Here is a 25,220-nt window from a genome sequence, read left to right as displayed (position 1 = left end):
AACCCTTCGAACGGGGGTGGTCAGTGCTGGAGGACCATGGCGGCGAACGTCGCACCGCGCCCGGCGCCCGCCGCGGCCATCACGTACGGTTCGCCCGGTCGCAGCAGGCCGCGCTGCCGGGCGGTGCGGTGGTTGAGGAAGTGGTCGGCGCAGAACACGTGCCCCACCGTCGGCACGTGCTCCAGCACCACCCGCTCGCGCGGATAGCCCAGGACCCGGCAGACCTGGTGCCAGGCCACCCGGTTGACGTTGTGCGGCAGCACGGCGGTGACCCGCTCCAGCGACAGCCCGGCCCGCTCGACCGCCGCGCGCACCACCGCCGCCAGCGCTTCGCCGTAGATCCGCTGGAACTCCGACTCCAGCTCCGGGCGGTCCGCGACGGTGTCGAACTCCCCGCGCAGGTCGACGGCGTACGCCAGCACCCGGTCGCGCCCCCCGGACGCCGAGACCAGGCAGGCCCCGGCGCCCTCGCCGAAGAAGGAACTGCCCGGCACCGCCGCGGCCTCCGGCGTGAACGCCTTCTCCCCGGCCAGCACCAGCGCCAACGCGTCCGGATCGCCGTCCGCGGCCAGCAGCCGTCCCGCCGCGTCGATCGCCAACAGGCCCGAGGCGCACGCGTGGTGACCCACCGAGAACACCGGCACCCCCGCGTCCAGGCCCAGCTCCGCACACAGCTCCCGCACCGGATCGTGCGGGTACGGGACGACGGTCGGGAAGGAACGGGCGTGCAGCACGTAGCGCACCAGGTGCTCCCGGCCGCGCAGCGCCACCAGCCCCGCGGCCGCGCCGCGCAGCAGGTCCAGCAGGCTGCCGCCCTCGTCCCGACTGACCTCGCCCAGCCCGTGGTAGCGGCGGAAGATCCGCACCTGCATCGGCGTCAGCCCGAGCTCCTCGCCCAGCACCTCGACCGGCACCCGGCCGGACGGCACGTGGTCGGAGACCGCGAGCAGCGAGGTCACCGCGGCACCCCCGTCGCCACCGTGCCCGGGCTCGTGTCCGGGCTCGCGTCGGCGTCGGCGTCCGCCCCCGTCGCCAGGAAGCCCAGCGCAGCCTCGACCGCCAGCTCCTCCACCGTGCGGGCCAGGGTCTCGGCGTCGGCGGGGGAGACGTGGTGGGTGTCGGTCAGGACCTCCATCAGCAGCCCCTCCGGTGCGTCCTCGAACTGGGCCTGCAGGATCCGCCCCGCGAGGTCGATGCGGCGCACCCAGCGGAAGGTGCTGCGGGCCCGGGCGGCCAGCAGCTCCTCCGGGGTGGCGGCCGGGCGGGGCACCGCGGCGCCGAGCGTGCTGCGGTCGTTGAAGAAGCACTGCACGTCCACCTCCTCGCCGCGCTCCGCCGAGACCCGGGCGAGGAGCTCCTTCAGCCGCTCCGGGTGGAAGTACGCGTGCTTGTACGCCGCCAGGGTCGCGCCCCGGGCCGCCGCGACCGCGTCCTGGACGTCGCCGTCGCCCACGTCCAGGACGGCGATGCCCGCCTGGGCGGCCATGCAGACCGTCTCGCCGATCACCGAGCGGAAGCGGTTGTTGACCACCGGCCGGAGCACCACCGGCTCGGCCGCGCCGATCCGGCGCAGCGCCAGCGCGTACAGCCCGAGCAGCGCGGTGCGCGGGTCGCCGCCGGTGCGGGCGGCGACCACGGGCAGCGCCAGCGGGAGGGCGGGGGAGCGGAACTCGCCCGTCCAGTGCCGGGGGCGGCGCGGGTCGGCGGAGGGAGCGAAGCGGCGGGCCGGGACGGTGCGCAGGACCCGCTCCCAGTGGCGCATCGCCCGGGCGTTCTGCTGCACTCCGGCCGCCGAGCCCTGCCAGGCCGCCTGCTCCAACTGCTGCAGGCCGACCACCGGGCCGTCGGCCCGCTCGCGCACCTCGCGCAGCATGATCGCCCCGCCCGCGGCGTCCGTCACCAGGTGGTTCATGATGCTGACCAGGTGCGTCGGGCGGCCGTCCGCCCGCACCACCGCCATCCGCACCGGCCACTCCCCGGTGTGGTCGAACGGCCGCTCCCGGTAGGCGAGTTCGACCCGCGCCGCCAGCCCGGCCGGGTCCTCCCCGGCGGGCGCGTCGTACAGTTCCAGCGAGATCCGGCCAGACGCGAACAACTCCTGCGTCGGGTGCCCGTCCGGGCCGAAGCGCAGCCGGGTGCGCATCGAGGGGAAGCGGCCCATCAGGTAGCGCAGCTCCGCCGCCACCGCCTCCACCGTGCTGTCCGCCTGGAGGGCGGCCGTGCCGCCGATCGGCAGCGAGCTGCGCTGCGCGACCATGGCGTGCCAGATCTCCCACATGCCCCAGGACAGTTCGCCGACGCCCGAACCGTCTCCGGCGAAGGACACCTCGACCGTGTCCGGACACAGTTCGCCGACGGTCGAACCGTCTCCGGCGCGGGACACCTCGATCCGCTCGGCGGGGCCCGTCACGGCGTCACCGCCGCAGCCGCCGCAGCCGTCCCGGCCGCCGCGGCCCGGTGCCGCTCCCGCATCAGGAACTTGCGGACCTTGCCGGTCGGCCCGAGGATCAGCTCCTCCTCGCCGATCACCAGCACCGCCCGCAGCGTCGCCGCCGCCGCGGGCGTCAGCGCCGCCCGGACGGCCGGGGTCCGGTCGACGGACGGGTCGGCGTCCGGGCGCAGCGCCAGCAGCACGTCCGTCACCACCGGGCCGTCCGGGACGCGCAGCGACACCACCGTGCAGTCGAGCACGTCCGGGCAGGCCGTCAGGATGCGCTCCTCGCTCAGTGCGGTGTACAGCCACTCGCCGCCGCCCAGGTCGACGGCGTCCACCGCCCGGTCGACGTGGAAGTAGTAGCCCTCCGCGTCGCGGTACAGCAGGTCGCCGGTCAGGTAGTAGCCGTTCAGCCGGTTGCGGTAGGTCGCCCCCGAGTCGTTCCAGTAGCCGGGCGCCAGGGTCGGCGCCTTCAGGCCGAAGTGGCCGACCTCGCCGACCGGCACCTCCCGGCCGGTGGCCGGGTCCAGCAGCGCGACCTCGGCGAAGCCGTGCGGCACGCCGACGCAGCGCCCGTACCGCTCGGTGTCCGGGCCGTGGGTGAGGTGGAAGGCGGAGTGGCCCATCTCGGTGGAGCCCAGACCGTCCACGAAGTGCGATCCGGGCACCCGCCGCACCCCCTCCCGGGTCACCGTCACCCGGGACCCGGCCGCCACCAGCCGGCGGACGTGCGGCTCGTGCGCGCAGTCACCGGTGTTGAACCACAGCGACACCGAAGAGACCCGACGCTTCGTCAGGTCGTGCCGGGCCAACTGCGCCCAGGTCGCGGCGAAGCCGAACACCCCGGTCGGCTCCCAGCGCTCGATCGCCGCCAGCACCCCGTCGCCGTCCTGCGCGGACAGGAACAGCACCTCGCTGCGGTGGCACAGCGCCAGGTTCAGCGTGGAGACGCCCGCCGCGTGCGCGGCCGGCAGCGCGCTGAGGATCCGCTCGGTGCCGCGGGCCCGCGGCGCCGCCAGCCGGAACAGCTTCACCGCCGCGAACAGGCTGGCGTGCGAGTGCACCACCGCCGCGGGCATCCGGGTCGTCCCCGAGGAGTGCGTGATCACCACCGGGTCGTCCGCGTGGTGCCGGTACGGGGCGGGCGCCGCCGCCGGATCGCCGCCGCCGGGCGCCGAGGCGTCCGCGTGCAGCGCCACCCCCACCTCCTCGCCCGCCAGCCGCTCCCGGTGCTCGGCGTCCGTCAGCAGCGCCGTCGCCCGCAGCCGCCGCACGTACTCGGCCGCCACGTCGCCCGGCAGGTGCCGGTTCAGCAGCGCCGGGACGGCGCCCAGCCAGGTCAGCGCCAGGAAGTTCAGCAGGCAGTCCGCCGACCCCGACACGTACAGCGCCACCGGGTCGCGCGGCCCGACGCCCCGCCCGTGCCACCAGGCCGCCCGGGCGGCGACCCGCTCCCGCAGCTGGCCCAGCGTCAGCCCGTGCCCGGCCGGGAAGCCGTCGACCGGGACGTCGAAGGCCGCGCCCGGCCCGTCCGGGTCCGCGCCGTGCGCCAGCAGCGAGGTCAGCACGTTGCCCGTGCCGAGCCCCGGGTCGGCGGCCAGCCGCGCCCTGATACCGGTGTCCCTCACGTCCCGCCACCTTCCTCGATCACGCCCGTCACTTCTCCGATCGCCGCCAGCAGCCCGGCCCGACCCGGCTGGCAGGCCCGGTCCAGCGCCGGGGCGAACGGCAGCACCGCCCCGTCCGGCCGGGTCACCCGGCGCGGCGCGGCCCGCAGCCGCGGCCCCTCGGCGGCCGTGGCCAGCACCTCCGCGGCGAACCCGCAGGAGCGGTTGGAGTCGTCCAGCACCACCAGCCGCCCGGTCCGCCGCAGCGAGGCCGCCAGGCCCGCCCGGTCCAGCGGGTGCAGGGTGCGCGGGTCGAACACCTCCACCGAGACGCGCCCCGCCAGCTCCTCCGCCACCGCCAGCGCCTCGTGCACCAGGTGGCCGACCGCGACCACCGTCACGTCCGTGCCCGCCCGGTGCACCCGGCCCCGGCCCAGCGGCACCGGCCCGAGCGCCGCCGGGTCCACGTCCTCGCGCACCCCCAGCGCCCCCGCCGGGGCGAACACCACCACCGGGTCGTCGTCGCGCAGCGCCGACAGCAGCAGCCCGTACGCGTCCGAGGGGGTGGCCGGGACGACCGTCTTCACGCCCACGTGCGCGAACAGGCCGTACGGGTGGTCCGAGTGCTGCCCCGCCCAGGCCTCCCGCGAGCCCGAGCCCGGCAGCAGGTACGTCACCGGCACCCGCGCCCGGCCGCCCGACATCAGCGAGACCTTGTGCGCCTGGTTGGCGATCTGCTCGAACGCCAGGAACAGCAGCGACGGGATCTGGAACTCCACCAGCGGCCGCAGCCCCACCAGCGCCGCGCCCGTCGCGAAGGAGGTGAACGCCTGCTCCGAGATCGGCGCGTCCAGCACCCGCTCCGGTCCGAACCGCTTCACCAGCCCCGCCGTCACGTTCGACACCGCGACCCGGACGTCCTCGCCGAGCACGCACACCGACGGGTCGCGCGCCATCTCGTCGCCCAGCGCCCGGTTCAACGCCTTCAGGTACGACAGCTTCGGCACCTCAGCCCACCTCCGTCGCGTACAGGTGCTCCAGCGCCGCGGCCGGGTCCGGGTGCGGCGCGCCGCGGGCGAACTCCACCGCGGCGTCCAGCAGCGCGTCCAGCTCCGCGTCGACCGCCGAGCGCACGCCCGGGGCCAGCCGCGCCCCCTGCACCTCCAGCGGGTCCCGGGCCCGGCCCGCCGCCTCCTCGGCCGCCGAGCGGTAGCCCGGCCGCGCCGTGTGCTCCCAGGTGTGGTGCGCGTCGAAGCGGTACACCGCGCACTCCAGCAGTGTCGGACCGCCGCCCGCCCGGGCCCGGGCCACCGCCTCGGCGGCCGCCGCCCGCACCGCCCGCGGGTCCGTCCCGTCCACCGCCCGCGCCGGGATGCCGAACGCCCGGGCCCGGCCCAGGACGCTGCCCGCCACCGCGTCCGCGGTCCGCATCGAGGTCGCGAACCCGTTGTTCTCGCACACCAGCACCACCGGCGCCCGCCACAGTGCCGCCAGGTTGAACGCCTCCAGCACCACGCCCTGGTTCACCGCGCCGTCCCCGAAGAACGCCACCGCGACCCGGTCCGAGCCCGCCCGGCGCAGCGCCCACGCCGCACCCGCCGCGATCGGCACCGCCGCGCCCACCATCGCGTTCGCGCCCAGCACGCCCAGCGAGAAGTCCGCCGCGTGCATCGAACCGCCCCTGCCCCGGTTCAACCCCGGTTCCCGGCCCGCCAGTTCGGCCATCATCCGGGCCGGGTCGGCGCCCTTCGCCAGCACGTGCCCGTGCCCGCGGTGGGTGGAGGTGAGCAGGTCGTCCGGCCGCAGCGCCGCGCACACGCCCGCCGCGACCGCCTCCTGCCCCGTGCACGGGTGGATGCCGCCCGGCACCACCCCGGCCCGCACGAGCTCCACCGCCCGCCGCTCGAAGCCCCGGACCAGTGCCACCGTCCGGTACAGGTCCAGGTCCAGGTCCGGGTCCGGGCCCGCGTCAGCCGTCATCGCGGCCCGCCCCGGGGAGCGCCACGGCACCGGGGGAGCGCCACAGCACCGGGCAGAACTCCGGGTCCGCGTAGTCCGGCCGTCCGTCCGGCAGCCGCCGCACCAGCACGTCGTGGTTGTACACCGCCGCGCTGCCGTCCGACAGCGCGAAGCGCCGGTACTCGTTCGCCCCGTCCTGCAGGTGGAAGGAGACCGCCCGGCGCGGCCGCCCGCTGACGTTCGGACCCGAGCCGTGGTACGTGCGGCAGTGGTGGAAGGACACGTGCCCCTTCGGGATCACCAGCGGCACCTTGCGCACCTCGGCGCCGTTGTGCGCCGCGTTCACCGCCAGCAGCCGCTCCAGGTCGTCCCGGTCGCGGTCCGCGAAGTGCCGGGTCACCGAGTCCTCCCGGCCCACCTCCCGCCAGCGGTGGCTGCCGTCCACCACCGTCAGGGTGCCCATCTCCTCGTCGCAGTCGTGGAACGGCACGAACGCCGTCAGCATCCGCTCCGAACTCGACGTCGACCAGTAGTGCTTGTCGATGTGCCAGGGCACCACGTTGCTCGGCTCGCCCGCCACCGCGGGCTTCAGGATCAGCGTCGACTGGAACACCCGGATCTCCGACGCCCCCGCCAGCAGCGCCGCCACCGCCCCCAGCAGCGGCTTGCACAGCACGCGCGCGATCGCCTCGCTCTCGTAGTGCACGTAGTCGTTGTGCCGCTGCACCGGCCCGTCCGACGGCTTCCAGGCCGCCAGCCGCGGCGGCCGCACCGGCAGCTCCCGGCTGCGCGCCCCCGCGTAGTACGCCTCGGCGGCCGCCGCCAGGGCGTCCACCTCGGCGTCCGTGAACAGCTTCGGCGACAGGTACCAGCCGTGCTCCGCGTAGAACGCGACGTCCGCCGCGCTCGGCAGCAGCTCCAGCTCCCCGTCGGTCAGTTCGAACCGCAGCGTCTCGGTGCTCACCGGGTCACCGCCGCCACCCGCAGGGCCGCCAGCTCGCGCTCCTTGGCCGCGTACAGCGCCGGGATGTTCGCGGTGCCGAAGGTGCGGGCGCCGTGCCGCTCGATCAGCTCCCAGAAGAACGTCCGCCGCACGTGCAGCGAGGTCGCGAAGATCTGGTACAGCTCGCCCCAGTGGTCCCGGTCCAGCAGGATCCCGCGGCTGCGCAGCCGCTCCGCCGGACGGGTCGCCAGGGTGTCGTAGTAGGCGTCCGGCGTCGGCGCGAACCCGACCCCGCGCGCCGCCATCGCGTCCACCGCCGCCGCCACGTCGCCGCAGGACAGCGCCAGGTGCTGCACGCCCGGGCCGCCGTGCCAGGCCAGGAAGTCGTCCACCTGGCCCGGCTCGCGCGCCCCGTCCGGCTGGATCAGGGTCAGGGTGATCCCGCCCGACGGGCTCTGCACCACCCGGGAGAACATGCCCTGCCGGCCGACCTCGATGTACTCCTCGAAGACCACCTCGAACCCGAACGCGCCGCAGTAGTACGCCACCGTGGCGTCCAACTGCCCGTCCGGCACGCACACCGCCGCGTGGTCGATCGCCCGCACCAGCTCGGGGCCCGGCTCCGGGACCGGCAGTGCAGTCGCCCCCGGCAGCGCGGCCAGCCCCGGCAGGAACCCCCCGCCCGCGCCGGGCCGCTCCACCAGCCGGTGCACCACGTCGCCGAACCCCGACACCACCGCCGTCACCACCCCGCCGCGCTCCCGCGGCGGCTCCAGCCCCAGCGCCCCGCCGGACACCGCAGCCGCGTACGCGGCCGCCGCGTCCCGGACGCCGAACGCCAGCACCGCCACCCCGTCCCCGTGCCGGGCGACGTAGCGCGCCGCCGGGTGCCCCGGCTCCAGGCCCGAGGTCAGCAGCACCCGGCAGCCGCCCTGCCCCAGCAGCAGACTGCGCTGCCCCGGCAGGCCGGTCTCCGGCCCGCCCTGCGCCAGCAGGCGGAAACCGAGCCCCGCGGACAGCACGTACGCCGCTTGGCGCGCGTCCCCCACGTGGAACTCGACGTGGTCGAGATCGAGGAAATCCATTGCTCAGCAGTTCCTTCTCTTCACCGACGGTGCGTCGGATTGCTTGTCCTGCAAGGAGGTCGATCAGACCGGCCGGGCCAGTCGGGTGCTCGGCGACCCCAGCACCAGGCTCACGTTGTGGCCGCCGAACCCGAACGAGTTCGCGACCGCGTACCGGATGCCCGGCGCCGGACGCGGCCCCTTGCGGACGTGGTCCAGCGCGCACTCCGGGTCCGGGTCGTCCAGGTTGTGCGTCGGCGGCAGCAGCCCGCGCCGCAGCGCCAGCACCGACACCGCCGCCTCCACCACCCCCGAGGCGCCCAGCAGGTGGCCGGTGACCGCCTTGGTCGCGCTCACCGGCGGCCCGTCCGCCCCGAACACCCGGCGCACCGCCGACGCCTCCGCCCGGTCGCCCAGCCGGGTGCCGGTGCCGTGCGCGTTCACGTACCCCACGTCCCCGGCCGCCAGGCCCGCGCTGCGCAGGGCCAGCCGCATGCAGGCCGCCGCACCGTCCCCGTCCGGGTGCGGCGTGGTCGGGTGGTGCGCGTCGTTGGTCGCCCCCCAGCCCAGCACGTCCGCGTACCCCGCCGCTCCCCGGCCGTCCGCGTGCGCGGCCCGCTCCAGCACCAGCACGCCCGCGCCCTCGCCCAGCACCAGGCCGCCCCGGCGCCGGTCGAACGGACGGCTCGCCCCCGCCGGATCGTCCGCCCAACCCCGGGCCAGCGCACGGGCGTTGGCGAAGGTGTCGGCCAGCGTCGGGAACAGCGGCGCCTCCGAGCAGCCCGCCACCACCACGTCGGCCAGGCCCTCGCGCAGCAGCCGCCACCCCTCCGCGACCGACTGCGCCCCCGCCGCGCACGCCGTCCCCACCGAGGAGCTGTAGCCCCGGATGCCGTGCCCGATCGCCACCCGGGCCGCCGCCATGTTCGGCAGCATCCCCGGCAGCAGGTACGGGCTCACCCCCAGCCGCCCGCGCTCCGTGCGCGCCACCACCTGCGACTCCAGCGTCGCCAGCCCGCCCGTCCCGGACAGCACCACCGCGATCCGGTACGGGTCCACGTCCCGGCCCGCCACGACCCCGGCGTCCGCCAGCGCGTCCGCCGCCGCCCGCAGCGCCATCACGATGTACCGGTCCACCACCCGGGTCTCCGGCGCGGGCAGCACCGAGGCCGGATCGATCGGCGGGGCGAACCCCGCCACCTCCAGCGACCCGGCCAGCGGCCCGTCCGGCTCCGGCCGGCGCAGCCCCGACCGGCCCTCGCACATCGCGTCGAACACCGCCGCGGCGCTCCCGCCGACCGGCGTCACCACGCCCATCCCGGTGACCGTGACCGCGACGTCCGTGCCCACGGGTGCGCCCAGGGCTGTGCTCATGGCCGTGCTCCTTCCAGCTGACGGTGAGTGGGACAGTGCTCCTGCAGGGCCAGCAGGACGGCGGCGGCCCGGTCCGCCCCGCCCGGCCCGGCCGCCTGCTCGACCAGGACCAGCAGCGCCAGCTCGGCGTCCCCGTCCGCGAGCAGCACCTCGGCCACCTCGAACCCGGAGCGCACCCCGCCGACGCACACCACCGGGCCGGTCAGGCCCCGGCGCGCCGCCAGGTGCCCGGCCACCGCGTTCGGCACGGCCTGGAAGAACAGCAGCGGCCCGAGCCGGTCCCCGCCGTCCACCGCCCGCGCCACCTGCGCCGCGCCCGCCACGTCCCCCAGCGCACTGGCCACCACCACGGCGGTGACCGGCAGTGCGGCGCCGGGGCCGGACGCGTGCGCGTCCAGGCAGCGCCGGGCGGCCTCGGCGGCCAGCGGGCTGAACGAGGAGCCGGTGAACCCCGGCAGCACCGGCGGCGCCGCGTCCGCCCCCGACTCCGGCCACCGCCCGGCGGCCAGCACCCGCAGCCCGAGGTCCGCCGCCGCCCGCCACGGGTCCGGGTCCGCGAGGGCCGACGGCCCCGCTGCGCTCACGGGACGCCCACCAGCAGCGCCGTGTTCGCGCCGCCGAAGGCCGTGCTCAGGCTCAGCGCGAAACCGCCCGGCGAACCGGGCGCCACCGGGCCCGTCGGCGGACCGACGGGGTCGGGCGCCCGCACCAGGTGCAGCGGACACTCCGGGTCCGGCCCCAGCAGGCCCGCGTTCACCGGCAGCCGACCGGCCCGCAACGCGGCCACCGTGACCACCAGTTCGAGCAGCGCCCCGGCCTCCAGGGCCTGGCCGTGCACCGACTTGGACGAGGAGACCGGCACCCGCTCCGCCACCGGCCCCAGCGCCCGCAGCAGCGCGGCCGCCTCGGCCCGGTCGCCCAGCACGCTGCCCGCGCCGTGCGCGTTCACGTACCCGACCCGCTCCGGACCGACCCCGCCGCGCAGCAGCGCCGCCCCGACCGCCCGGGCCAGCCCCGCCCCGTCCGGCCGCGGCCGGCACACGTGGTGCGCGTCGCCCGCCCGGCCCCAGCCCGCCAGCACCGCCAGCGGCTCCGCACCCCGGGCCCGGGCCGCGTCCGCCGACTCCAGCACCACCGCGGCCACCCCGTCCCCCAGCAGCAGCCCCGTGCGGCCCGCGCTGAACGGGCGCACCCGCCCGTCCCGGGCCAGCGCCCCGCCCGCGTCGAACACCGCGAACTGGTCCGCCTCCACCAGGTACCCGGCCGCCACCACCACCCGCTCCGCCCGCCCGCGCGCCACCGCCGACGCCGCGTCCGCCACCGCGTCCGCCGAGGCCGTGCACCCCGAGGTGTACGCCCGGCCGCCCCCGGCCAGCCCCGCCCGCCGGGCCACCCCGGCCGCGAACGCCTCCACCGCGTGCTCCGCACGCCGCACCGGCGCCGCCCGGGCCAGCGCCGGATCGCCGTGCACCGCCAGGTACAGCGGACACCCGGCCCGCCGCGCCGCGGACAGCCCCGCCGCCCCGCACGCCTCGTCGACCACCCGGTCCAACTCCCGTTCCAGCGAAGGCTCCCCGGGGTGCAGCGCGGCCCGGTCCACCCGCCGCCCCGCCACCTCGAACCGCCCCACCGGCCCGAACCCGGCCCGTCCCGCCAGCGCCGCCCCGAGCAGCGGCTCCACCCCCCGCCCGAACGCGCTCAGCACCCCCATCCCGCCGACCACCACGGACCGGGGGCCCCGACGGGCCGTCAGTACGGTGTCGGTCACCGTCGATCACCTCCCTGGTTCGCCGTGCCCCGCAGGGCCGTTGACCGCGCCGCGCTCTCCCGCGCGTTCCGGTGCGCACGCGGACGGCGGACCGGCCGTACGGGGCCGGTTCCCGCCCGCTGCGCTTCCTGCTGCCACCTGCCCCCTGCTCTACCTGCCGCCCGCTACCGCTCGGCAGCCCGGAGCCCCTCCAGCAACCGCGCCGCGTCGGAGACGGTGGCGATCCGGGACAGCGTGTCGTCGTCCAACTGCCGCCCGTGCCGCTGCTCCAGCACGTGGGCCAGCCAGGCCAGCTCCATCGAGTCGACCCGCTCCGGCACCTCCTGCGGCGTCCGCCCGCCGAACTCCGCGAGCAGCGCCACCACTTCCTCCCGCGCCGTCACCGCCACGGTCAGCGCCCCGCCGCCGCGGACCCCAGCCGGGCGGCCACCGCCGCGCCGAACTCGCCGACCGTCATGGTGCCCAGCAGCTCGGCCTCGTCGTCGTCGAACCGGACGCCGAACCGCTCCTCCACCCGGACGCCCAGCTCGGCCAGCGCCAGCGACTCCAGGTCCGCGCCGGCCGGGCCGAGCCGGGTGTCGTCGTCCACGTCGGTGGTGTCGTAGTTCATCTCGCGCAGCGCGGACAGCACGAACGCGCGGATCTCCGCCAGGGGGGCGGTCTCGATGGACATCGCCGTTCCTTCCTCTTCTACCTTCGTCGATGGATCGGACAAGTCGGTGGGGACGGGGCGTCAGCGCCCCGCGGCCGCGGCCGCCGCCAGCGCCGTGCGCTCGCGCACCGGCTTCCCGGTGGCGGTGCGCGGCATCCGGTCGAGCACGTGCAGCAGCCGGGGCCGCTTGTACGCCGCCAGCCGCTCGGCCAGCTGCTCCTCGACCCGGGCCGCGGTGCCGCCGGGGGCGAGCACCAGGTACGCCTCGATCACCGAGCCGTGCAGGACGACCGCGGACTCCACCCCGGGCAGCGCGAGGACGGTGTGCTCGACCTCGGTCAGGTCGACCTTCAGCCCGCCGACCGACACCTGCGAGTCCAGCCGCCCGCGGACCCGGACCCGCCCGGTGGCGGCGTCCACGGACCCGCCGTCCCGGGTGTGCAGCCAGCCGTCGGCCCAGCGCTCGGCCCCCGCCCCGTCCAGGTACGGCGAGCGCGCGGCGGTGACCAGCAGCTCGCCGTCCACCGCCCGCACCCCCAGGCCCGGCGCGGGCGTCAGCTCGGGCCGGTGCGCCCCGTGCAGGTCGGTAGCGATCACGCCGACCTCGGTCATCCCGTACATGCAGCCCAGCCGGACGCCGTACCGGTCGACGAACGCCTCGTGCAGCTCGGCGCGGACCGGCTCGCCGCCGGTGGTCATGCCGGTGAGCTGGGGCAGCCGCGGCGGGTCCGGGAGCCAGCCGAGCAGCTCCAGGTGGAACGGCACGCCCAGCAGGGTGGTCGGCTCGGGGCCGGCCGCGACCGCGTCCAGGACGCCCTGTGCCGACACCCGGTCCGGGAAGGCCAGCCGGACGCCCGCGTGCAGGCAGTGCAGCAGGCCGCCGACCAGGCCCAGCACGTGCACCGGCGAGGCCAGCGACACCATCCGCTCGCCCGCCCGCGGCACCCCGTCGATCCGGGCGTACCGGTCGAGTTCGGCGACCAGGTCGGCCGCTGTCCGCCCGATCACCTTCGCCGGGCCGGTCGAGCCCGAGCTGAGCTGCACCAGCGCGTGCGGTCCTCCGGCCGGACGCCCCGGCCGGGCGGTGACCACCGCGCGCTGCGGGTGGTGGCCGCGCGGCGGGCCGTCCGGCACCGGGTGCTCGGCCGTGACCACCACCTGCGGCGCCAGCCGCTCCAGCGCCCGTTCGGCCTCGAAGGGGGTCAGCCGGTGGTCGAGCAGCGCCGCCCGGGCCCCGGTCCGCCAGCAGGCCAGCAACTGGACGACCAGTTCGAGCGAGGGCGCCAACCGGATCGCCGCCGACCCGCCCCGGCGCAGCCCGGCCGCGCCCAGCACGGCCTGCCGCTCCCGGACCAGCCGGCGCAGCCCGTCCCGGGTGACCGGGGCGTCGGCGCCGAAGAAGAGGCAGGGCTCGCCGCCCGGGCCGCGCAGGAGCACCTCGTCGACCCATTCGGGCTCCAACGACCCGGAAGGGACCTGTGGGAGCGCTCCCATACTGCTGGTCGGAGCTGCCGCAACATCTTTCATGGGGAACCCGAACCTCTTCCTGGCACGGTCGTGGGGAACCTGTGAAATTCCCACGCCGAACTTTCAACTCTGAATTGACCGGGTGTCAAGACCCGTTGCCCGAATCCGCGATCCGGGCCGAATTCCACCGCGCCGGTCCGGTTCCCGCCGACCTCGCCGACTGCGTTGACGAGTGCCCAGCCCCTCGCTAGTGTGACCGCCGGTTGGCCAACTTGCCTGGTACGGCAGCCTGTTGCCAGCACATGACGGTCCGTCTGCTGACGATCCGTCAGTCGCACCCCTCGTCCCGCCCGGCGCCCCCGAGCGTCGCCACCGCTGCGGGCGGAGTGCCTTCCGCATGCCCACGGGTCGTTTCCCCGGTGGGTCGATCATGCGATGGACCAGACCAATCCGACGTTATCGCGCGCATTTCCGCGGCATTTCGGCCGTCATTTATGGGCGCATCCATGTCAACTTTTCGAGGATCGGCCCAGTGGAACCTGCAGTGGAACCAGCCCCCGGACCCGTCCGGGGACCCGCGACCGGCCCCGGCCTGAACACGGCCGTGGAGCGCTACTACGACATCACGCTCGACCTGTACGAGGACCTGTGGGGCGAACACGTCCACCACGGCTACTGGGACGAGCACCAGACCCCCGCCCGGGACGGCGCCGCCCGGCAGGCCGCCACCGACCGCCTCGTCCACGAGCTCGTCGCCCACGCCGCCGTCCCCACCGGCGCCCACGTCCTCGACGTCGGCTGCGGCATCGGCGGCCCCGCCCTCCACCTGGCCGGCCCGCACGGCTGCACCGTCGAAGGCGTCACCCTCAGCGCCCGCCAGGCCGCCCGCGCCAACGAGAAGGCCCGCGCCGCCGGCCTCGCCCACCGCGCCCGCTTCCACCAGCAGGACGCCCTCTCCACCGGCCACCCCGACGACGCCTTCGACGTCGTCTGGGCCATGGAGAGCCTCATGCACCTCGACGACCGCCCCGCCTTCTTCGCCGAGGCCCACCGCCTGCTGCGCCCCGGCGGCACCCTCGCCGTCGCCACCTGGGCCGTCCGCGACGGCGCCCTCGACACCGGGGAGCAGGAACTCGTCCGGCAGATCCTGCAGCACCAGGTGATGCCCGACTTCTCCTCCCTCGAGGAGCACGAACGACTCGCCCGCGCCGCCGGCTTCACCGAGGTCGCCACCGCCGACTGGAGCGCCGCCGTCGCCAACTCCTGGGACCCCTCCTTCGCCCGCGTCCCCCGCCTCGACGACGGCCCCGCCACCATGCGCGAGCTGGCCCGCAGCCGCGGCGTCGACGTCCTCGGCTTCTTCCACGCCGGACCGCTGATGAAGAAGGGCTTCGACACCGGCGTCATCACCTACGGCGCCCTACGAGCCGTCAAACCCCACCGGCCATGACCGCGCACCCCCTGCTCCGCGAGGTCGCCGAACTCCTCCGCCGGACCCTCGGCCAGCCCCCCGCCTGGCTCGACACCCTCCACCCCGACACCCTCCTCGACAGCGAACTCCACCTGGAGAGCCACGACCTCGCCACCTGGAGCCTCGCCCTCCGCACCCGCTACGGCCCCGCCGCCGACCTCGCCACCCACCTCACCACCCTCGACCTCGACGCCCTCACCACCGTCACCCTCGCCGACGTCGCCGCCCTGGCCGCGACCGCCGAGGACCGGGCGGCCGGGGCACCGGTCCCGGGAAAGGTCGCGGCCTCGGACGGGACGGAGCCGTACGGGGGTGAGCGGGCCGAGGGGCCCACCGGTGCTGCCCCCGGGGCTCCCCCCGGTGTGGCCGAGCCGGTCCCCGACCTGCCCTCCCTCTCCCCGTCCCCGTCTCCGCCCTCTGATCCGTCGGCCGTCCCGTCTGCCGTCGCGGTCGGCGCCCGGACCCGGCCGGGGCGGTTCCTGTTCGTGTCGTTGCCGCTGTTCGGGCACGTGAACCCGCTCGCGGCCGTGTCCCGGGAGTTGACGGCGCGGGGGCACGAGGTGCTGTGGGCCGGGTCGGAGGCGTTCCTGCGGCCGCTGCTGGGGGAGGGGACGCCGATCGCGCCGATCCCGCTGCGGGCGCACCGGGGGCAGGCGGACCGGGGGCTGGCGGCGGCCAGGTCGCGGTGGGACGGCTACATCGTCCCGCACGCCCGGCACACGCTGCCCGGCATCGAGCGGGCGGTGGCCGCGTTCCGGCCGGACGTGCTGGCCGTCGACCAGCACGCGGTGGCCGGGGCGCTGGCCGCGCACCGGGCGGGCCTGCCGTGGGCGTCGCTCGCGCCGACCACGATGGAGCTGACCCGCCCGTACCGCACGACCGTGCCCCGGGTGGAGGAGTGGATCGAGCAGCGGATGGCCGCGATGTGGCGGGCCGCAGGGCTGCCGGGGGAGCCCCCGCACGACCTGCGCTTCTCGCCGCACCTGCTGGTCGCCTTCACCGGCGAGGCGCTGACCGGCCCGCTGGAGTGGCCGGACAACGCGGTGCTGGTCGGCCCGGCGCTGGCCGCGCGGGAGCCGGACCGGACCTTCCCGTGGGAGTGGATCGACCCGGCCCGCCGCCTGGTGCTGGTGACCGTCGGCACCCTCTCGCTGGACCTCGCCGCCGACTTCCACGCCCGGGTGGTGCAGGCGCTGCGCCCGCTCGGCGACCGCCTCCAGGCGGTGGTCGCCGCGCCCGACGGGACGGTCGCCGACCCGCCCGCCCACGTCCTGGTCCGGCCCCGGGTGCCGGTGCTCGAGCTGATGCCGAAGCTGGCCGCGGTGGTCAGCCACGGCGGCCTGAACACCGTCTGCGAGGCGCTCGCCCACGGCGTGCCGCTGCTGGTCGCCCCGATCAAGGGCGACCAGCCGATCAACGCCGCCCAGGTCGCGGCCGCGGGCGCGGGCCGCCGGGTGCGGTTCGCGCACGCGAGCCCGCAGCAGCTGCGCACGGAACTGCTGGCCGTCCTGGACGACCCGTCCCACGCCGCGGCGGCCCGGCGCGTCCGGGAGTCCTTCGCCGCCGCCGGTGGCGCCCCGGCCGCCGCCGACCACCTGGAGACCCTGCTCCCCGCCGGTCCCACCCGCCCCTGACCCCGTACCGAACAGGAAGAACGCCCACCGTGAAAAGCCTCCGCGACACCTGGCTGGTGTTCCAGCGGCACCTGCTGCTGATGGCCCGCTCCCCGCTGCAGATCTTCCTCGGGGTCGCCCAACCCGTGGTCTACCTGGCCCTGTTCGCGCCGCTGCTGAAGCCCGCGCTGGCCTCGATGGGCGCGGGCACGATGGCCGACGCCTACCGGATCTACGTCCCGGGCATGCTGGTCGCGCTCGCCCTCGGCGGCGGACTGTACGTCGGCTTCGGCCTGCTCGCCGAGCTCGGCTCCGGCGTGATCGAACGGGCCCGGGTCACCCCGGTCAGCCGGGTCGCGCTGCTGCTCGGCCGCTCGCTGCGGGACGTGGTGGTGCTGGCCGTGCAGGCCGCCGTGATCATCGTGCTGGCGATCCCGCTCGGCCTCCTGGTGCGCGTCCCCGACCTGCTGCTGGCGTACCTGCTGCTCGCGCTGATCTCGCTGACCAGTTCCGCGGTCTCGTACGGCCTGGCGCTCAAGGTCGGCAACCCGGACGTGCTGGGCCAGCTGGTCAACAACCTGGCCCAGCCGCTGATGCTGCTCTCCGGCACCCTGCTGCCGCTCGCACTGGCCCCGCTGTGGCTGCGCCGGGTCTCCGACTGGAACCCGTTCAGCTGGGCGGTGACCGGCATGCGCGAGCTGTTCGCGGGCCACCCCGGCGACCCCGCGGTCTGGCGCAGCCTCGCCCTGATGGCGGCCGTCGCCCTGGCCGCCCTGCTCTGGTCGGCCCGCCGCTTCGCCCGCACCGTCCGCTGAGCCCGGTCCGCCGACCCCGTCCCCCGACCCCGTACCAGAAGGACCCCCGATGATCGAGACCAGCGGACTGCGGAAGTCCTACCGGACCGGCCGCCGCGGCCGGACCACCACCGTGGACGCCGTGGCCGGACTGGACCTGCACGTCGCCGAGGGCGAGATCTTCGGACTCCTCGGCCCCAACGGCGCGGGCAAGACCACCACCCTGCGGATGCTCGCCACCCTGCTCCCGCCCGACGGCGGCGCGGCCACCGTGGCCGGCGCCGACCTGTTCGCCAGCCCCGCCGAGGTCCGCCGCAGCATCGGCTACGTCGCCCAGGGCGGCGGCACCTGGGACGAGGTGACGGCCCGGGAGGAACTCGTGCTGCAGGCCCGGATGCACGGCCTCGGCAAGGCCGAGGCGCAGGCCCGGGCGGCCGCCGCCGTCGACTCCTTCGACCTGGCCGAGTACGCCGACCGCCCCTGCCGCGGCTACTCCGGCGGCCAGCGCCGCCGCCTCGACCTCGCCCTCGGCGTGGTCCACCGCCCCGCGGTGCTGTTCCTGGACGAGCCGACCTCCGGCCTCGACCCGGCCGCCCGGGCCCGGCTGTGGGCCGAGGTGCGCCGCCTGCGCGACGCGGGCACGACGGTCTTCCTGACCACCCACTACCTGGACGAGGCCGACGCGCTCTGCGACCGGATCGCCATCGTCGACGGCGGCACCCTGGTCGCCGAGGGCACCCCGGCCGAACTCAAGCGCTCGATCGCGGGCGAGGTGGTCACCGTCGGCGTCGCCGAACCCCACCTGGCGCCCAAGGCCGCCGAGGTGCTCACCACCCAGGAGTGCGTCCGCGGCGCCGAGGTCCGCCCGGACGGCACGCTGCGGCTGTCCGTCGACACCGGCGAGAGCGCCATGCCGCAGGTCATGCGGGCACTGGCCGGGGCCGGCATCGCCACCGCCACCATCGCGCTGCACCGCCCCACCCTGGACGACGTCTTCCTCGCCCGCACCGGCCGCTCACTGGAGGAGTCGTGACCGCGGCCCCCGCCCCCGCGTCCCCGCGCACCGTCCGCCGCGCCGTGGTCACCGGCGGCGCGGGCTTCGTCGGCTCGCACCTGTGCGACCGGCTGCGCGCCGACGGCACCGAGGTGGTCTGCCTCGACAACCTGCTCACCGGCAGCCCGGACAACCTCGCCGACCGCGCCGACGACCCCGGCTTCACCTTCCGCCACCAGGACGTCTGCGAGCCCTTCGACGTCACCGGCCCGGTCGACCTGGTCGTCCACCTGGCCTCGCCCGCCTCCCCGCACGACTACGCCCGCCACCCCGTCGAAACCCTCCGGGCCGGGGCCCAGGGCACCCAGCACGCCCTGGAACTCGCCCGCCGCAAGGGGGCCCGCTTCCTGCTGACCTCCACCTCCGAGGTCTACGGCGACCCGCTCGTCCACCCCCAGCCCGAGACGTACTGGGGCAACGTCAACCCGATCGGCCCGCGCAGCCAGTACGACGAGGCCAAGCGCTACGCCGAGGCGCTCACCACCGCGTACCGCACCGCCCGCGGCACCGACACCGTCATCGTCCGGCTGTTCAACACCTACGGCCCGCGGATGCGCCCCACCGACGGGCGCGCCGTGCCCGCCTTCATCACCCAGGCGCTGACCGGACGGCCCCTCACCGTCGCGGGCGACGGCAGCCAGACCCGCTCGCTGTGCCACGTCGACGACACCGTGGGCGGCATCCTGGCCGCGGCCGCCGCCGGACACCCCGGGCCGATCAACATCGGCAACCCGGCCGAGCTGAGTATCCTCCAACTCGCCCACCGCATCCGCGCGTTGTGCGAATCCGCCTCCCCGGTCGAGTTCGTCGAACGCCCCGGCGACGACCCCTCGCTGCGCCGACCCGACATCACCCTGGCCCGCACCGTGCTCGGCTGGCGGCCCACCGTCGACACCGACCGCGGACTGGCGCAGACCGTCGACTGGTTCGCCCGCCGCCTGGTCGGCGCCCGGCCCTGAGCCCCGAGCCCCGAGGCCCGAGTCCTGAGCCCTGAGTCCTGAGCCCGGCGGCCGGGGCCGGGGGCGGTGCGGCCGGGGGCGGGCCTCAGCCCGCCAGCACGGCGTCGAGGTGCGCGAACACGGCCTCCGGCCGCTCCAGGTGGGGGAGGTGCCCGGCCCCGGGCACCGTCACGAAGCGGGCGTCGGCGAAGGCGCGGGCGTAGGCCGCGCCGTACCCGGGGGTGGCGACCCGGTCGCTCTCGCCCCACAGCACCAGGACGGGCACCCGCACCTGCCGCAGCCGCTCGCGCAGGCCGGGGTCGTGCATGTAGGGGTCGCCGGCCAGGGCCAGCATGGTGGCCAGGTTGCCCCGGCGGCGGGCGAGTTCGGCCGGGGGCAGCGTCGCGGGGTCGACGAAGTGGCGGTCGGGGTCGTGCCAGGAGTGCTCGGCGAGGCCGCGGGCGTCCAGGGCGAAGACGTCGGCGAGCGGTTCGCCGTCCACCCCGATGCCCACGGCGTCGATCAGCACCAGCCCGCTCACCGTCGCGCCGCCCTCCTCGCCGCCGCTGCCGTCCCCGTCGCGGAGGGCCATCTCGGCGCCGATCCACCCGCCGAGCGAGGAGCCCACCACGAGGACGTCGCGCAGTCCGCGCCGCCGCAGCAGGTCGAGGTAGGCGTCGGCGAGGTCGGAGACCCGGGCGAGCGCGGCCGGGCGCTCGGTGCCGTCCCAGCCGGGGTGGACGGGGGTCAGGACGTGGGCGGAGCCGGCCAGGTGACGGGCCAGCGGGGCGACGGTGGCCGGACCGCCGCCGCCGTGCAGGAGCAGGACGGGGCGGCCGGTGCCGGCCTCGGTGAGGAGGGGTTCGGTGGTCATGCGCCCACCATAACTAAGGATGCTTATTTAAGCTAGTTGAGTTACGGGTAGGGTGGAGGCATGAACGTTGAGCTCCACGTCCTCGGCCGGGCCGTCAAGCAGGTCCAGTACCGGCAGCACCGCGCCCTCGACACCGCCCTGGCCGCCGTCGGCACCACCCTCGCCCAGTGGGACGCCCTCCGGGCGGTCGCCCGCCGCCCCGGCGCCTCCGCCCGGGAGCTCGCCGCCGTCACCTTCCAGACCGAGCAGTCCTTCGGCACCCTCGCCGGACGCCTCGTCGCCCAGGGCCTGATCGTCCGCGACCCGGGGCGCGGACGACGCCTCGAGCACCGCCTCACCCCCGCCGGGGAGCGCGTCCTCGCCGCCGGCGAACAGGTCGCGGACGAGGTCCTGACCGCCCACTTCGCCCCGCTCCCCGCCGAGGACCGGGCCACCCTGCTGCGGCTGCTCCACGCCCTGACCCCCGACGCCGCCACCGCCCCCGCCGTCGAAGGTCTCTGACCCCGTGGCGCCCACCGCCCCCGGCGGCATGGAAACCTGACGGCGTGAACGACGTCCTCACCGCCGCCCTGCACCGTGCGGCCGCCCACCAGCGCCGCTTCGAAACCCGCTTCGCGGCCTACTTCGACGCCCTGACCGACCCGGCCGCGGGCGGCACCCTGGACGCGCCCCCGCACGGCGGGTTCCCCACCCGCGCCCTCGCCCTGGTCCGCGAACTCTCCCTGCGCGGCGGCAAGCGCCTGCGGGTCGCCCTGCTGCACGAGGCCGCCGCCCTGGTCACCGACCGGCCGGTGCCCGGCCTGGACGCCGCCGCCCTCAGCATCGAACTGCTGCACACCCACGGCCTGATCCACGACGACCTCATCGACGGCTCGCCCGTGCGCCGCGGCGGACCCTCCACCCACCAGGCGTACCGCGAGGAGTTCCCCGACCGGCCCGACACCGCGCTCGCCCTCACCGTCCTCGCCGGGGACCTGGCCGCCTTCCTCGCCGTCCGGGTCCTGCTCACCGGCGACCTGCCCCCCGACCGCGCCCTGGCCATGGCCGCCGTCCCCGTCGACGCCGGAGCCGACGCCGTCAACGGCCAACTCCTGGACCTGGAACGCGACTTCCCGCCCGAACCGGACACCGCCTTCCTGGACACCGTCACCGAGTACAAGTCCACCCGCTACTCGGTGCTCGCCCCGCTGCGCCTCGGCCTGCTCGCCGCCGGAGCCGACCCGACCCCGTACGAGCCCGAACTGCGCGAGTACGCCACCGCGCTCGGCACCGCCAACCAGCTCCACGACGACTGGCTCGACCTCTTCGGCGACCCGGACGCCCTCGGCAAGCCGCTCGGCACCGACCTGCGCTCCGGCCGCCGCAGCTACCTCGTCCGCGCCCTGCTCGCCGCCGCCGACCCCGCAGAACTGCGGACCCTGCACGCCGCCCTCGGCGCCCCCGAGCACGACCGGGACGTCCTCGCCCCGGTCCGCCGCATCGCCCGCGCCCACGGCATCGACCGCGCCCTCCGCGACCGGGCCGCCCGGCACGCCCGGCGCGCCGCCGCCCTGGCCGCCGACTGGCACCCCCGCTGGCGCCCGGAGGCCGTCGCCTTCTTCGTCCACCTCCCCGCCTGGTCCACCACCCGCGACCACTGACCCCTCCGGGGGCGGCCCCCGGCGAGGCGGCCCTCAGCTCGTCGGGGCCGGGGCGGTGCTCCCGGTGCGGAGGTGCTGGCGAAGGAAGAGCGCGGCGCGCTCCAGTGCCTGGTCGGCCTCGTCCAGGACGCCGACGAACGCCTGGAAGACGTGCGGGACGTCGGCGGTGACGTCCAGGACGACGTCCACTCCGGCCTCCCTCGCCCGCGCGGCCAGGCGGGTGGAGTCGTCCAGGAGCATCTCGTTGCCGCCCGCCTGCAGGAGCAGCGGGGGGAAACCGGTCAGGTCGGCGTAGACGGCGGGGCTGAGCGCGGGTCGGCGCGGGTCCTGTCCGGCCAGGTACATGGCGCCGGTGCGCTCCATGCCCTCGCGGGTGAAGAACGGGTCGAGGTCCGCCCTGTCGTCCATGCTCCGGCCCGTCCGGGTCAGGTCGAGCCCGGGGGAGAGGGCCACGATCGCGGCGGGCACGGGCAGCCCCGCGTCGCGGGCGGCGAGGCAGGTGGTGACGGTGAGGCCGCCACCGGCGGAGTCCCCGGCGAACGCGATCGCCGCGGGGTCCTCCCCGTCGTCGAGGAGTGCGCGGTAGGCGTTCAGCCCGTCCTCGACCGCGGCCGGGAACGGGTGCTCGGGGGCGAGCCGGTAGTCCAGCGAGAGCGCCCGGAACCCCGTCCGGACCACCAGGTTCCCCGTCAGCGACATCGCCGTCTCCGGCGAACCGGCCACGTACGAGCCGCCGTGGAAGTAGAGGATCGTCCCGCCCGCCGGGGTGCCGGTCCCCGGGGTGTCGGCCTCCGGGGCGCCGACCGGCTCCTCCGGGGCGCCGACCGGCTCGACGAGCACCGCGGACCGGTCGCCGAGCGTCGTGGCCCGGGTGCGGATCCCGGCCGGGACGATCATCCCGGCCATCAGGGCCCGGAACCCGGCGCGGAGTTCCTCCACCGACCGGGGGCCCTCGGGCCGGGGCCGCCGGACCATCGCGTCGATCTCCGCCCGCTGCTGCCTGCTCACTGCCGCCTCCATCGCGAGTGCATGCCGGGGAAGTATGTGCCCAGGCATGTAAGCTAAGATATATGCCATGGCAACCAAGTCAAGCGGTGGCGGCACCGACCTCCCGGCCTTCTTCGCCGACCTCGTCCGCTGCGAGACGCGCCTCTACAACGCGCTGAACGACCGCCTGCGCGAGCGACACGGGATCGTCACCTCGCAGTTCGAGTCCCTGCGCTTCCTGCGCGACCACCCCGGCTCCCGGGTGGCGGACCTCGCCGCCGAGTTCGCCATCGGGATCGGCGCCGCCAGCAAGGGCGCCGACCGCCTGGAGAAACAGGCGTGGGCCAGGCGGCGCACCAACCCCGCCGACCGCCGCTCCTCGCTGCTGGAGCTGACCGACGACGGCCTGCGCCTCGTCGACGCGGCGGAGGCGACCTTCACCGAAACGCTGACCGAACTGACCGCGGCCACCCTCCGCGGCCCCGCGGGACCGGTCGCCGCCCAGCTCCTCGCCGAGCTCCGCGCCACGCTCGAACGCGACCGGATCGGCCTGCCCACCGGCTGACCGCCCTCCGTCGCGGGGCGCGTCCCGCAGACCGCCCCCGACCCGGCGCGCACACCCGCACGCCCGTGCACCCGTGCACCCGCGAACCCCACCCGCCCCGACGGCCCCTCCCCGCACCGCCGTCACGGAGGCGCTCCTCGCCCAGCCCGGTCGCCGTCCCCGGCCGGGACGAGGAGCGCCTCCCCCCGCGGTCAGTGGCCCAGCACGCCCCGGATCCAGCCGTCCACCGTGCCGGTCAGGTCGTGCTGCCCGGCCCCGTGGTCCAGCACGAAGGTGCGCACCGAGTCGCCGCCGTGGAACATGCCGCGCTTGTCGAACTCCAGCACCACCTCGACCCGGTGCGGGTCGGTGACGAAGGACAGCTCGATCTCGTTGCAGCGCCCGGCGAACTGCGGCGCCGCCTTGTACTCGATCTCCTGGTAGAACGGCAGCGTCTGGCCGGTGCCGCGGATGTGCCCGGCCTCCAGGTCGGCCCGGTGGAAGTGGAAGCCGAGCGCCGACAGCGCCTCCAGCACCCGCTGCTGCACCGGCAGCGGCTGCACCGCGAGCGGGTCGGTGTCCCCGCGGTCCAGCTGCCCGGCGATGTCCACGTCGGTGCGCACGCCCAGCACCATGCCCGACAGGTGGTGGCCCCCGATCGCGGTCAGCGGCGTCTCCCACGGCACCGGGAAGGCGAACGGGACGGCCCGCTGCTCCCCGGCGGCCAGCCGCAGCGGGCCGCTGACCTGCACCCGGGCGAACTCCTTGGTGGTGTGGCCCTCGCCGTCCTCGTACTCGACCTCGACCCGGGCGGCCAGGCAGAGCGTGATGCCGTTGATCTCGGCCTCGCGCTCGCCGCCGACCAGGTTGACCTGGCCGTGCACGGTGCCGCCGGGGTAGACGGTCGGGGTGGACAGCACCGTGTCGACGGTCGGTCCGCCGACGCCCAGGGCGCCGAGAAGCCGCTTGAACACCATCCGGGGCACTTCCTCACAGAGTCGAAGGATCACCAGCGCACCGATCGTACTTTGCCTCCTCTTTGCCACCGACGGGCGGGCCGTCCGCAGGAGCGCGGGCGCTCCGTCACCGCCCCCGCCGCCGCGGTCGAATGACGCCCCGTCAGGCCGGGACGGCGGGCGCCAGGACCTCCCGGCACCACTGCCCGAACCCGGTGGCACCGGCCGCACCCGGCTCGCGCGGCTCGGCGTCGTAGATCCCGTCGTTCTGCGCCGCGACCATGTCCGCCATGTCCCGCACCAGCGCCGGGCTCGCCCCGCGCGCCAGCATCCCGGCCCGGAACTCGTCCAGCGGCACCTGCCGGTAACGGACGGGGCGGCCCAGGGCGGCGGAGACGGCCTCGGCCATGCCCACCGGGGTCAGGTCCCCCGGGGCGGTCAGCGGGACGCGGGCCCGGCCGTCCCAGGAGGCGTCGAGCAGCAGTTCCGCGGCCGCGGCCGCGACGTCCCGGGTGGCCACGGTCGGCAGCGGCCGGTCCGCGGCGTTCGGCAGGGCGAGCACCCCCTGCTCGCCGATCGTGCGGGCCTGGTGCAGCAGGTTCTCCATGAAGAACGGCAGGGCCAGCGCGCGGTGGGCCACGCCGCTGGCGCCGATCAGCCCGTCCATCGCCAGCGCGGCCGACAGCAGCCCGGCCCCGCCCCGGTAGCCGTGGCCCAGCGAGGTGACGCCCACCATCCGCACGCCCCGGCGGGCGGCCTCCCCGCAGGCGGCGCGGGTGAACTCCACGTAGTACCGCTCGGCGGGCCCGGCGTCGCGGAACCCGGCCGGGGGCACCACCCAGAACAGCCGGTCGGCGCCCTCCAGTGCCCGGGCGAGGGTCGCCGCGTCGCCGTGCGAGCCCGGCACCACCTCGACCCGCTCCCGCACGTGCGCCGCCAGCCGGGCCGGGTCGCGGACGACCACCCGCACCGGCTCCCAGGCGTCCAGCAGGCGGTCCACGAGCTGCCGTCCGATGGCGCCGGTCGGCGTGGTGATGACGATCATGAGGTGCCTCCGTGAGAGTGCGTGGGACGCGCGGGA

The 25,220-nt window shown here is 76.3% G+C and carries 25 protein-coding genes; 8 read left to right on the top strand and 17 right to left on the bottom strand.

Annotated elements, in window-relative coordinates:
- Positions 1–20 precede the first annotated feature (20 nt).
- From QSK52_RS18925 to QSK52_RS18865, 13 genes are all read right to left on the bottom strand, one after another.
- A complete protein-coding gene (locus QSK52_RS18925; protein WP_285737264.1) occupies positions 21–959 on the bottom strand; it encodes a 3-oxoacyl-[acyl-carrier-protein] synthase III C-terminal domain-containing protein in 939 nt (312 codons plus the stop codon).
- Positions 956–2,410: a condensation domain-containing protein gene (locus QSK52_RS18920; RefSeq protein WP_285737263.1), complete on the bottom strand. Its 1,455-nt coding sequence runs from the start codon at positions 2,408–2,410 to the stop codon at positions 956–958. Before QSK52_RS18920 ends, QSK52_RS18925 begins: the two co-directional genes overlap by 4 nt.
- Positions 2,407–4,062, bottom strand: a complete 1,656-nt coding sequence (locus QSK52_RS18915; RefSeq protein ID WP_285737262.1) for a class I adenylate-forming enzyme family protein — start codon at positions 4,060–4,062, stop codon at positions 2,407–2,409. The genes QSK52_RS18920 and QSK52_RS18915 overlap by 4 nt, the downstream gene beginning before the upstream one ends.
- Positions 4,059–5,048 (bottom strand): alpha-ketoacid dehydrogenase subunit beta, encoded by a 990-nt coding sequence (locus QSK52_RS18910; RefSeq protein ID WP_285737261.1) that lies wholly within the window; start codon positions 5,046–5,048, stop codon positions 4,059–4,061. Before QSK52_RS18910 ends, QSK52_RS18915 begins: the two co-directional genes overlap by 4 nt.
- Position 5,049: 1 nt before the next feature.
- Complete coding sequence (locus tag QSK52_RS18905) at positions 5,050–6,021, bottom strand: thiamine pyrophosphate-dependent dehydrogenase E1 component subunit alpha (protein WP_285737260.1); 972 nt, start codon at positions 6,019–6,021, stop codon at positions 5,050–5,052.
- A complete protein-coding gene (locus tag QSK52_RS18900; RefSeq protein ID WP_285737259.1) occupies positions 6,011–6,964 on the bottom strand; it encodes a phytanoyl-CoA dioxygenase family protein in 954 nt (317 codons plus the stop codon). The genes QSK52_RS18905 and QSK52_RS18900 overlap by 11 nt, the downstream gene beginning before the upstream one ends.
- Entirely contained in the window at positions 6,961–8,028 is a 1,068-nt protein-coding gene (hppD, locus tag QSK52_RS18895; protein ID WP_285737258.1) for a 4-hydroxyphenylpyruvate dioxygenase, read from the bottom strand. Before hppD ends, QSK52_RS18900 begins: the two co-directional genes overlap by 4 nt.
- Before the next feature lie 63 nt (positions 8,029–8,091).
- Positions 8,092–9,381, bottom strand: a complete 1,290-nt coding sequence (locus QSK52_RS18890; RefSeq protein ID WP_285737257.1) for a beta-ketoacyl-[acyl-carrier-protein] synthase family protein — start codon at positions 9,379–9,381, stop codon at positions 8,092–8,094.
- Entirely contained in the window at positions 9,378–9,965 is a 588-nt protein-coding gene (locus QSK52_RS18885) for a beta-ketoacyl synthase chain length factor (RefSeq protein ID WP_285737256.1), read from the bottom strand. The genes QSK52_RS18890 and QSK52_RS18885 overlap by 4 nt, the downstream gene beginning before the upstream one ends.
- Positions 9,962–11,149 carry a beta-ketoacyl synthase N-terminal-like domain-containing protein gene (locus tag QSK52_RS18880; RefSeq protein ID WP_285737255.1) on the bottom strand — a complete coding sequence of 396 codons (1,188 nt, stop codon included), beginning with the start codon at positions 11,147–11,149 and terminating at the stop codon, positions 9,962–9,964. Before QSK52_RS18880 ends, QSK52_RS18885 begins: the two co-directional genes overlap by 4 nt.
- Positions 11,150–11,313: 164 nt before the next feature.
- Positions 11,314–11,532, bottom strand: coding sequence for an acyl carrier protein (locus QSK52_RS18875; protein ID WP_285737254.1), 219 nt, complete (start codon positions 11,530–11,532; stop codon positions 11,314–11,316).
- Positions 11,533–11,540: 8 nt separating this feature from the next.
- Positions 11,541–11,822 carry an acyl carrier protein gene (locus QSK52_RS18870; RefSeq protein ID WP_285737253.1) on the bottom strand — a complete coding sequence of 94 codons (282 nt, stop codon included), beginning with the start codon at positions 11,820–11,822 and terminating at the stop codon, positions 11,541–11,543.
- 60 nt (positions 11,823–11,882) lie between these two features.
- Complete coding sequence (locus tag QSK52_RS18865; RefSeq protein WP_285737252.1) at positions 11,883–13,262, bottom strand: class I adenylate-forming enzyme family protein; 1,380 nt, start codon at positions 13,260–13,262, stop codon at positions 11,883–11,885.
- Positions 13,263–13,812: 550 nt separating this feature from the next.
- On the opposite strand from QSK52_RS18865, the gene QSK52_RS18860 reads away from it, so the two are divergent.
- The 5 genes from QSK52_RS18860 to QSK52_RS18840 are packed head-to-tail and all read left to right on the top strand — an operon-like array spanning position 13,813 to position 19,159.
- Positions 13,813–14,718 (top strand): methyltransferase domain-containing protein, encoded by a 906-nt coding sequence (locus QSK52_RS18860; RefSeq protein ID WP_285737251.1) that lies wholly within the window; start codon positions 13,813–13,815, stop codon positions 14,716–14,718.
- Positions 14,715–16,373: a nucleotide disphospho-sugar-binding domain-containing protein gene (locus QSK52_RS18855; RefSeq protein WP_285737250.1), complete on the top strand. Its 1,659-nt coding sequence runs from the start codon at positions 14,715–14,717 to the stop codon at positions 16,371–16,373. The genes QSK52_RS18860 and QSK52_RS18855 overlap by 4 nt, the downstream gene beginning before the upstream one ends.
- Before the next feature lie 29 nt (positions 16,374–16,402).
- On the top strand, positions 16,403–17,167 hold the full coding sequence (locus QSK52_RS18850) for an ABC transporter permease (RefSeq protein ID WP_285737249.1): 765 nt from the start codon (positions 16,403–16,405) through the stop codon (positions 17,165–17,167).
- 49 nt (positions 17,168–17,216) lie between these two features.
- On the top strand, positions 17,217–18,179 hold the full coding sequence (locus tag QSK52_RS18845) for an ATP-binding cassette domain-containing protein (protein WP_285737248.1): 963 nt from the start codon (positions 17,217–17,219) through the stop codon (positions 18,177–18,179).
- Positions 18,176–19,159: an NAD-dependent epimerase/dehydratase family protein gene (locus QSK52_RS18840; protein ID WP_285737247.1), complete on the top strand. Its 984-nt coding sequence runs from the start codon at positions 18,176–18,178 to the stop codon at positions 19,157–19,159. Before QSK52_RS18845 ends, QSK52_RS18840 begins: the two co-directional genes overlap by 4 nt.
- Positions 19,160–19,244: 85 nt before the next feature.
- On the opposite strand, the gene QSK52_RS18835 is transcribed toward QSK52_RS18840, so the two are convergent.
- Positions 19,245–20,012: an alpha/beta fold hydrolase gene (locus QSK52_RS18835; RefSeq protein ID WP_285737246.1), complete on the bottom strand. Its 768-nt coding sequence runs from the start codon at positions 20,010–20,012 to the stop codon at positions 19,245–19,247.
- 60 nt (positions 20,013–20,072) lie between these two features.
- Between QSK52_RS18835 and QSK52_RS18830 the strand changes: the two genes are divergently transcribed.
- Positions 20,073–20,513 (top strand): MarR family winged helix-turn-helix transcriptional regulator, encoded by a 441-nt coding sequence (locus QSK52_RS18830; RefSeq protein ID WP_285737245.1) that lies wholly within the window; start codon positions 20,073–20,075, stop codon positions 20,511–20,513.
- A 44-nt stretch (positions 20,514–20,557) separates the two neighbouring features.
- Positions 20,558–21,652: a polyprenyl synthetase family protein gene (locus QSK52_RS18825; RefSeq protein ID WP_285737244.1), complete on the top strand. Its 1,095-nt coding sequence runs from the start codon at positions 20,558–20,560 to the stop codon at positions 21,650–21,652.
- 33 nt (positions 21,653–21,685) lie between these two features.
- Here QSK52_RS18825 and QSK52_RS18820 read toward each other — a convergent pair whose 3' ends face one another.
- Positions 21,686–22,660 carry an alpha/beta hydrolase gene (locus tag QSK52_RS18820; protein WP_285737243.1) on the bottom strand — a complete coding sequence of 325 codons (975 nt, stop codon included), beginning with the start codon at positions 22,658–22,660 and terminating at the stop codon, positions 21,686–21,688.
- 67 nt (positions 22,661–22,727) lie between these two features.
- On the opposite strand from QSK52_RS18820, the gene QSK52_RS18815 reads away from it, so the two are divergent.
- A complete protein-coding gene (locus QSK52_RS18815; protein WP_285737242.1) occupies positions 22,728–23,204 on the top strand; it encodes a MarR family winged helix-turn-helix transcriptional regulator in 477 nt (158 codons plus the stop codon).
- 191 nt (positions 23,205–23,395) lie between these two features.
- Here QSK52_RS18815 and QSK52_RS18810 read toward each other — a convergent pair whose 3' ends face one another.
- Together QSK52_RS18810 and QSK52_RS18805 are read right to left on the bottom strand one after the other, a co-directional pair.
- Positions 23,396–24,160, bottom strand: a complete 765-nt coding sequence (locus tag QSK52_RS18810; RefSeq protein WP_285737241.1) for a sporulation protein — start codon at positions 24,158–24,160, stop codon at positions 23,396–23,398.
- 142 nt (positions 24,161–24,302) lie between these two features.
- Positions 24,303–25,184 carry an NmrA family NAD(P)-binding protein gene (locus tag QSK52_RS18805; protein ID WP_285737240.1) on the bottom strand — a complete coding sequence of 294 codons (882 nt, stop codon included), beginning with the start codon at positions 25,182–25,184 and terminating at the stop codon, positions 24,303–24,305.
- Between the last annotated feature and the right edge of the window lie 36 nt (positions 25,185–25,220).

The organism is Kitasatospora phosalacinea, from assembly GCF_030268885.1.
GTDB classification, from domain to species: domain Bacteria; phylum Actinomycetota; class Actinomycetes; order Streptomycetales; family Streptomycetaceae; genus Kitasatospora; species Kitasatospora phosalacinea_C.
This window is presented reverse-complemented; position numbering and strand designations above follow the sequence as displayed.

Excerpts from the sequence above, each read along its gene's own strand:
- QSK52_RS18905 (WP_285737260.1), bottom strand. The coding sequence starts at position 6,021 with ATGACGGCTGACGCGGGCCCGGACCCGGACCTGGACCTGGACCTGTAC.
- hppD (WP_285737258.1), bottom strand. The coding sequence starts at position 8,028 with ATGGATTTCCTCGATCTCGACCACGTCGAGTTCCACGTGGGGGACGCG.
- QSK52_RS18890 (WP_285737257.1), bottom strand. The coding sequence starts at position 9,381 with ATGAGCACAGCCCTGGGCGCACCCGTGGGCACGGACGTCGCGGTCACG.
- QSK52_RS18870 (WP_285737253.1), bottom strand. The coding sequence starts at position 11,822 with ATGTCCATCGAGACCGCCCCCCTGGCGGAGATCCGCGCGTTCGTGCTG.
- QSK52_RS18855 (WP_285737250.1), top strand. The coding sequence starts at position 14,715 with ATGACCGCGCACCCCCTGCTCCGCGAGGTCGCCGAACTCCTCCGCCGG.
- QSK52_RS18845 (WP_285737248.1), top strand. The coding sequence starts at position 17,217 with ATGATCGAGACCAGCGGACTGCGGAAGTCCTACCGGACCGGCCGCCGC.
- QSK52_RS18835 (WP_285737246.1), bottom strand. The coding sequence starts at position 20,012 with ATGACCACCGAACCCCTCCTCACCGAGGCCGGCACCGGCCGCCCCGTC.
- QSK52_RS18830 (WP_285737245.1), top strand. The coding sequence starts at position 20,073 with ATGAACGTTGAGCTCCACGTCCTCGGCCGGGCCGTCAAGCAGGTCCAG.
- QSK52_RS18815 (WP_285737242.1), top strand. The coding sequence starts at position 22,728 with ATGGCAACCAAGTCAAGCGGTGGCGGCACCGACCTCCCGGCCTTCTTC.
- QSK52_RS18810 (WP_285737241.1), bottom strand. The coding sequence starts at position 24,160 with ATGGTGTTCAAGCGGCTTCTCGGCGCCCTGGGCGTCGGCGGACCGACC.
- QSK52_RS18805 (WP_285737240.1), bottom strand. The coding sequence starts at position 25,184 with ATGATCGTCATCACCACGCCGACCGGCGCCATCGGACGGCAGCTCGTG.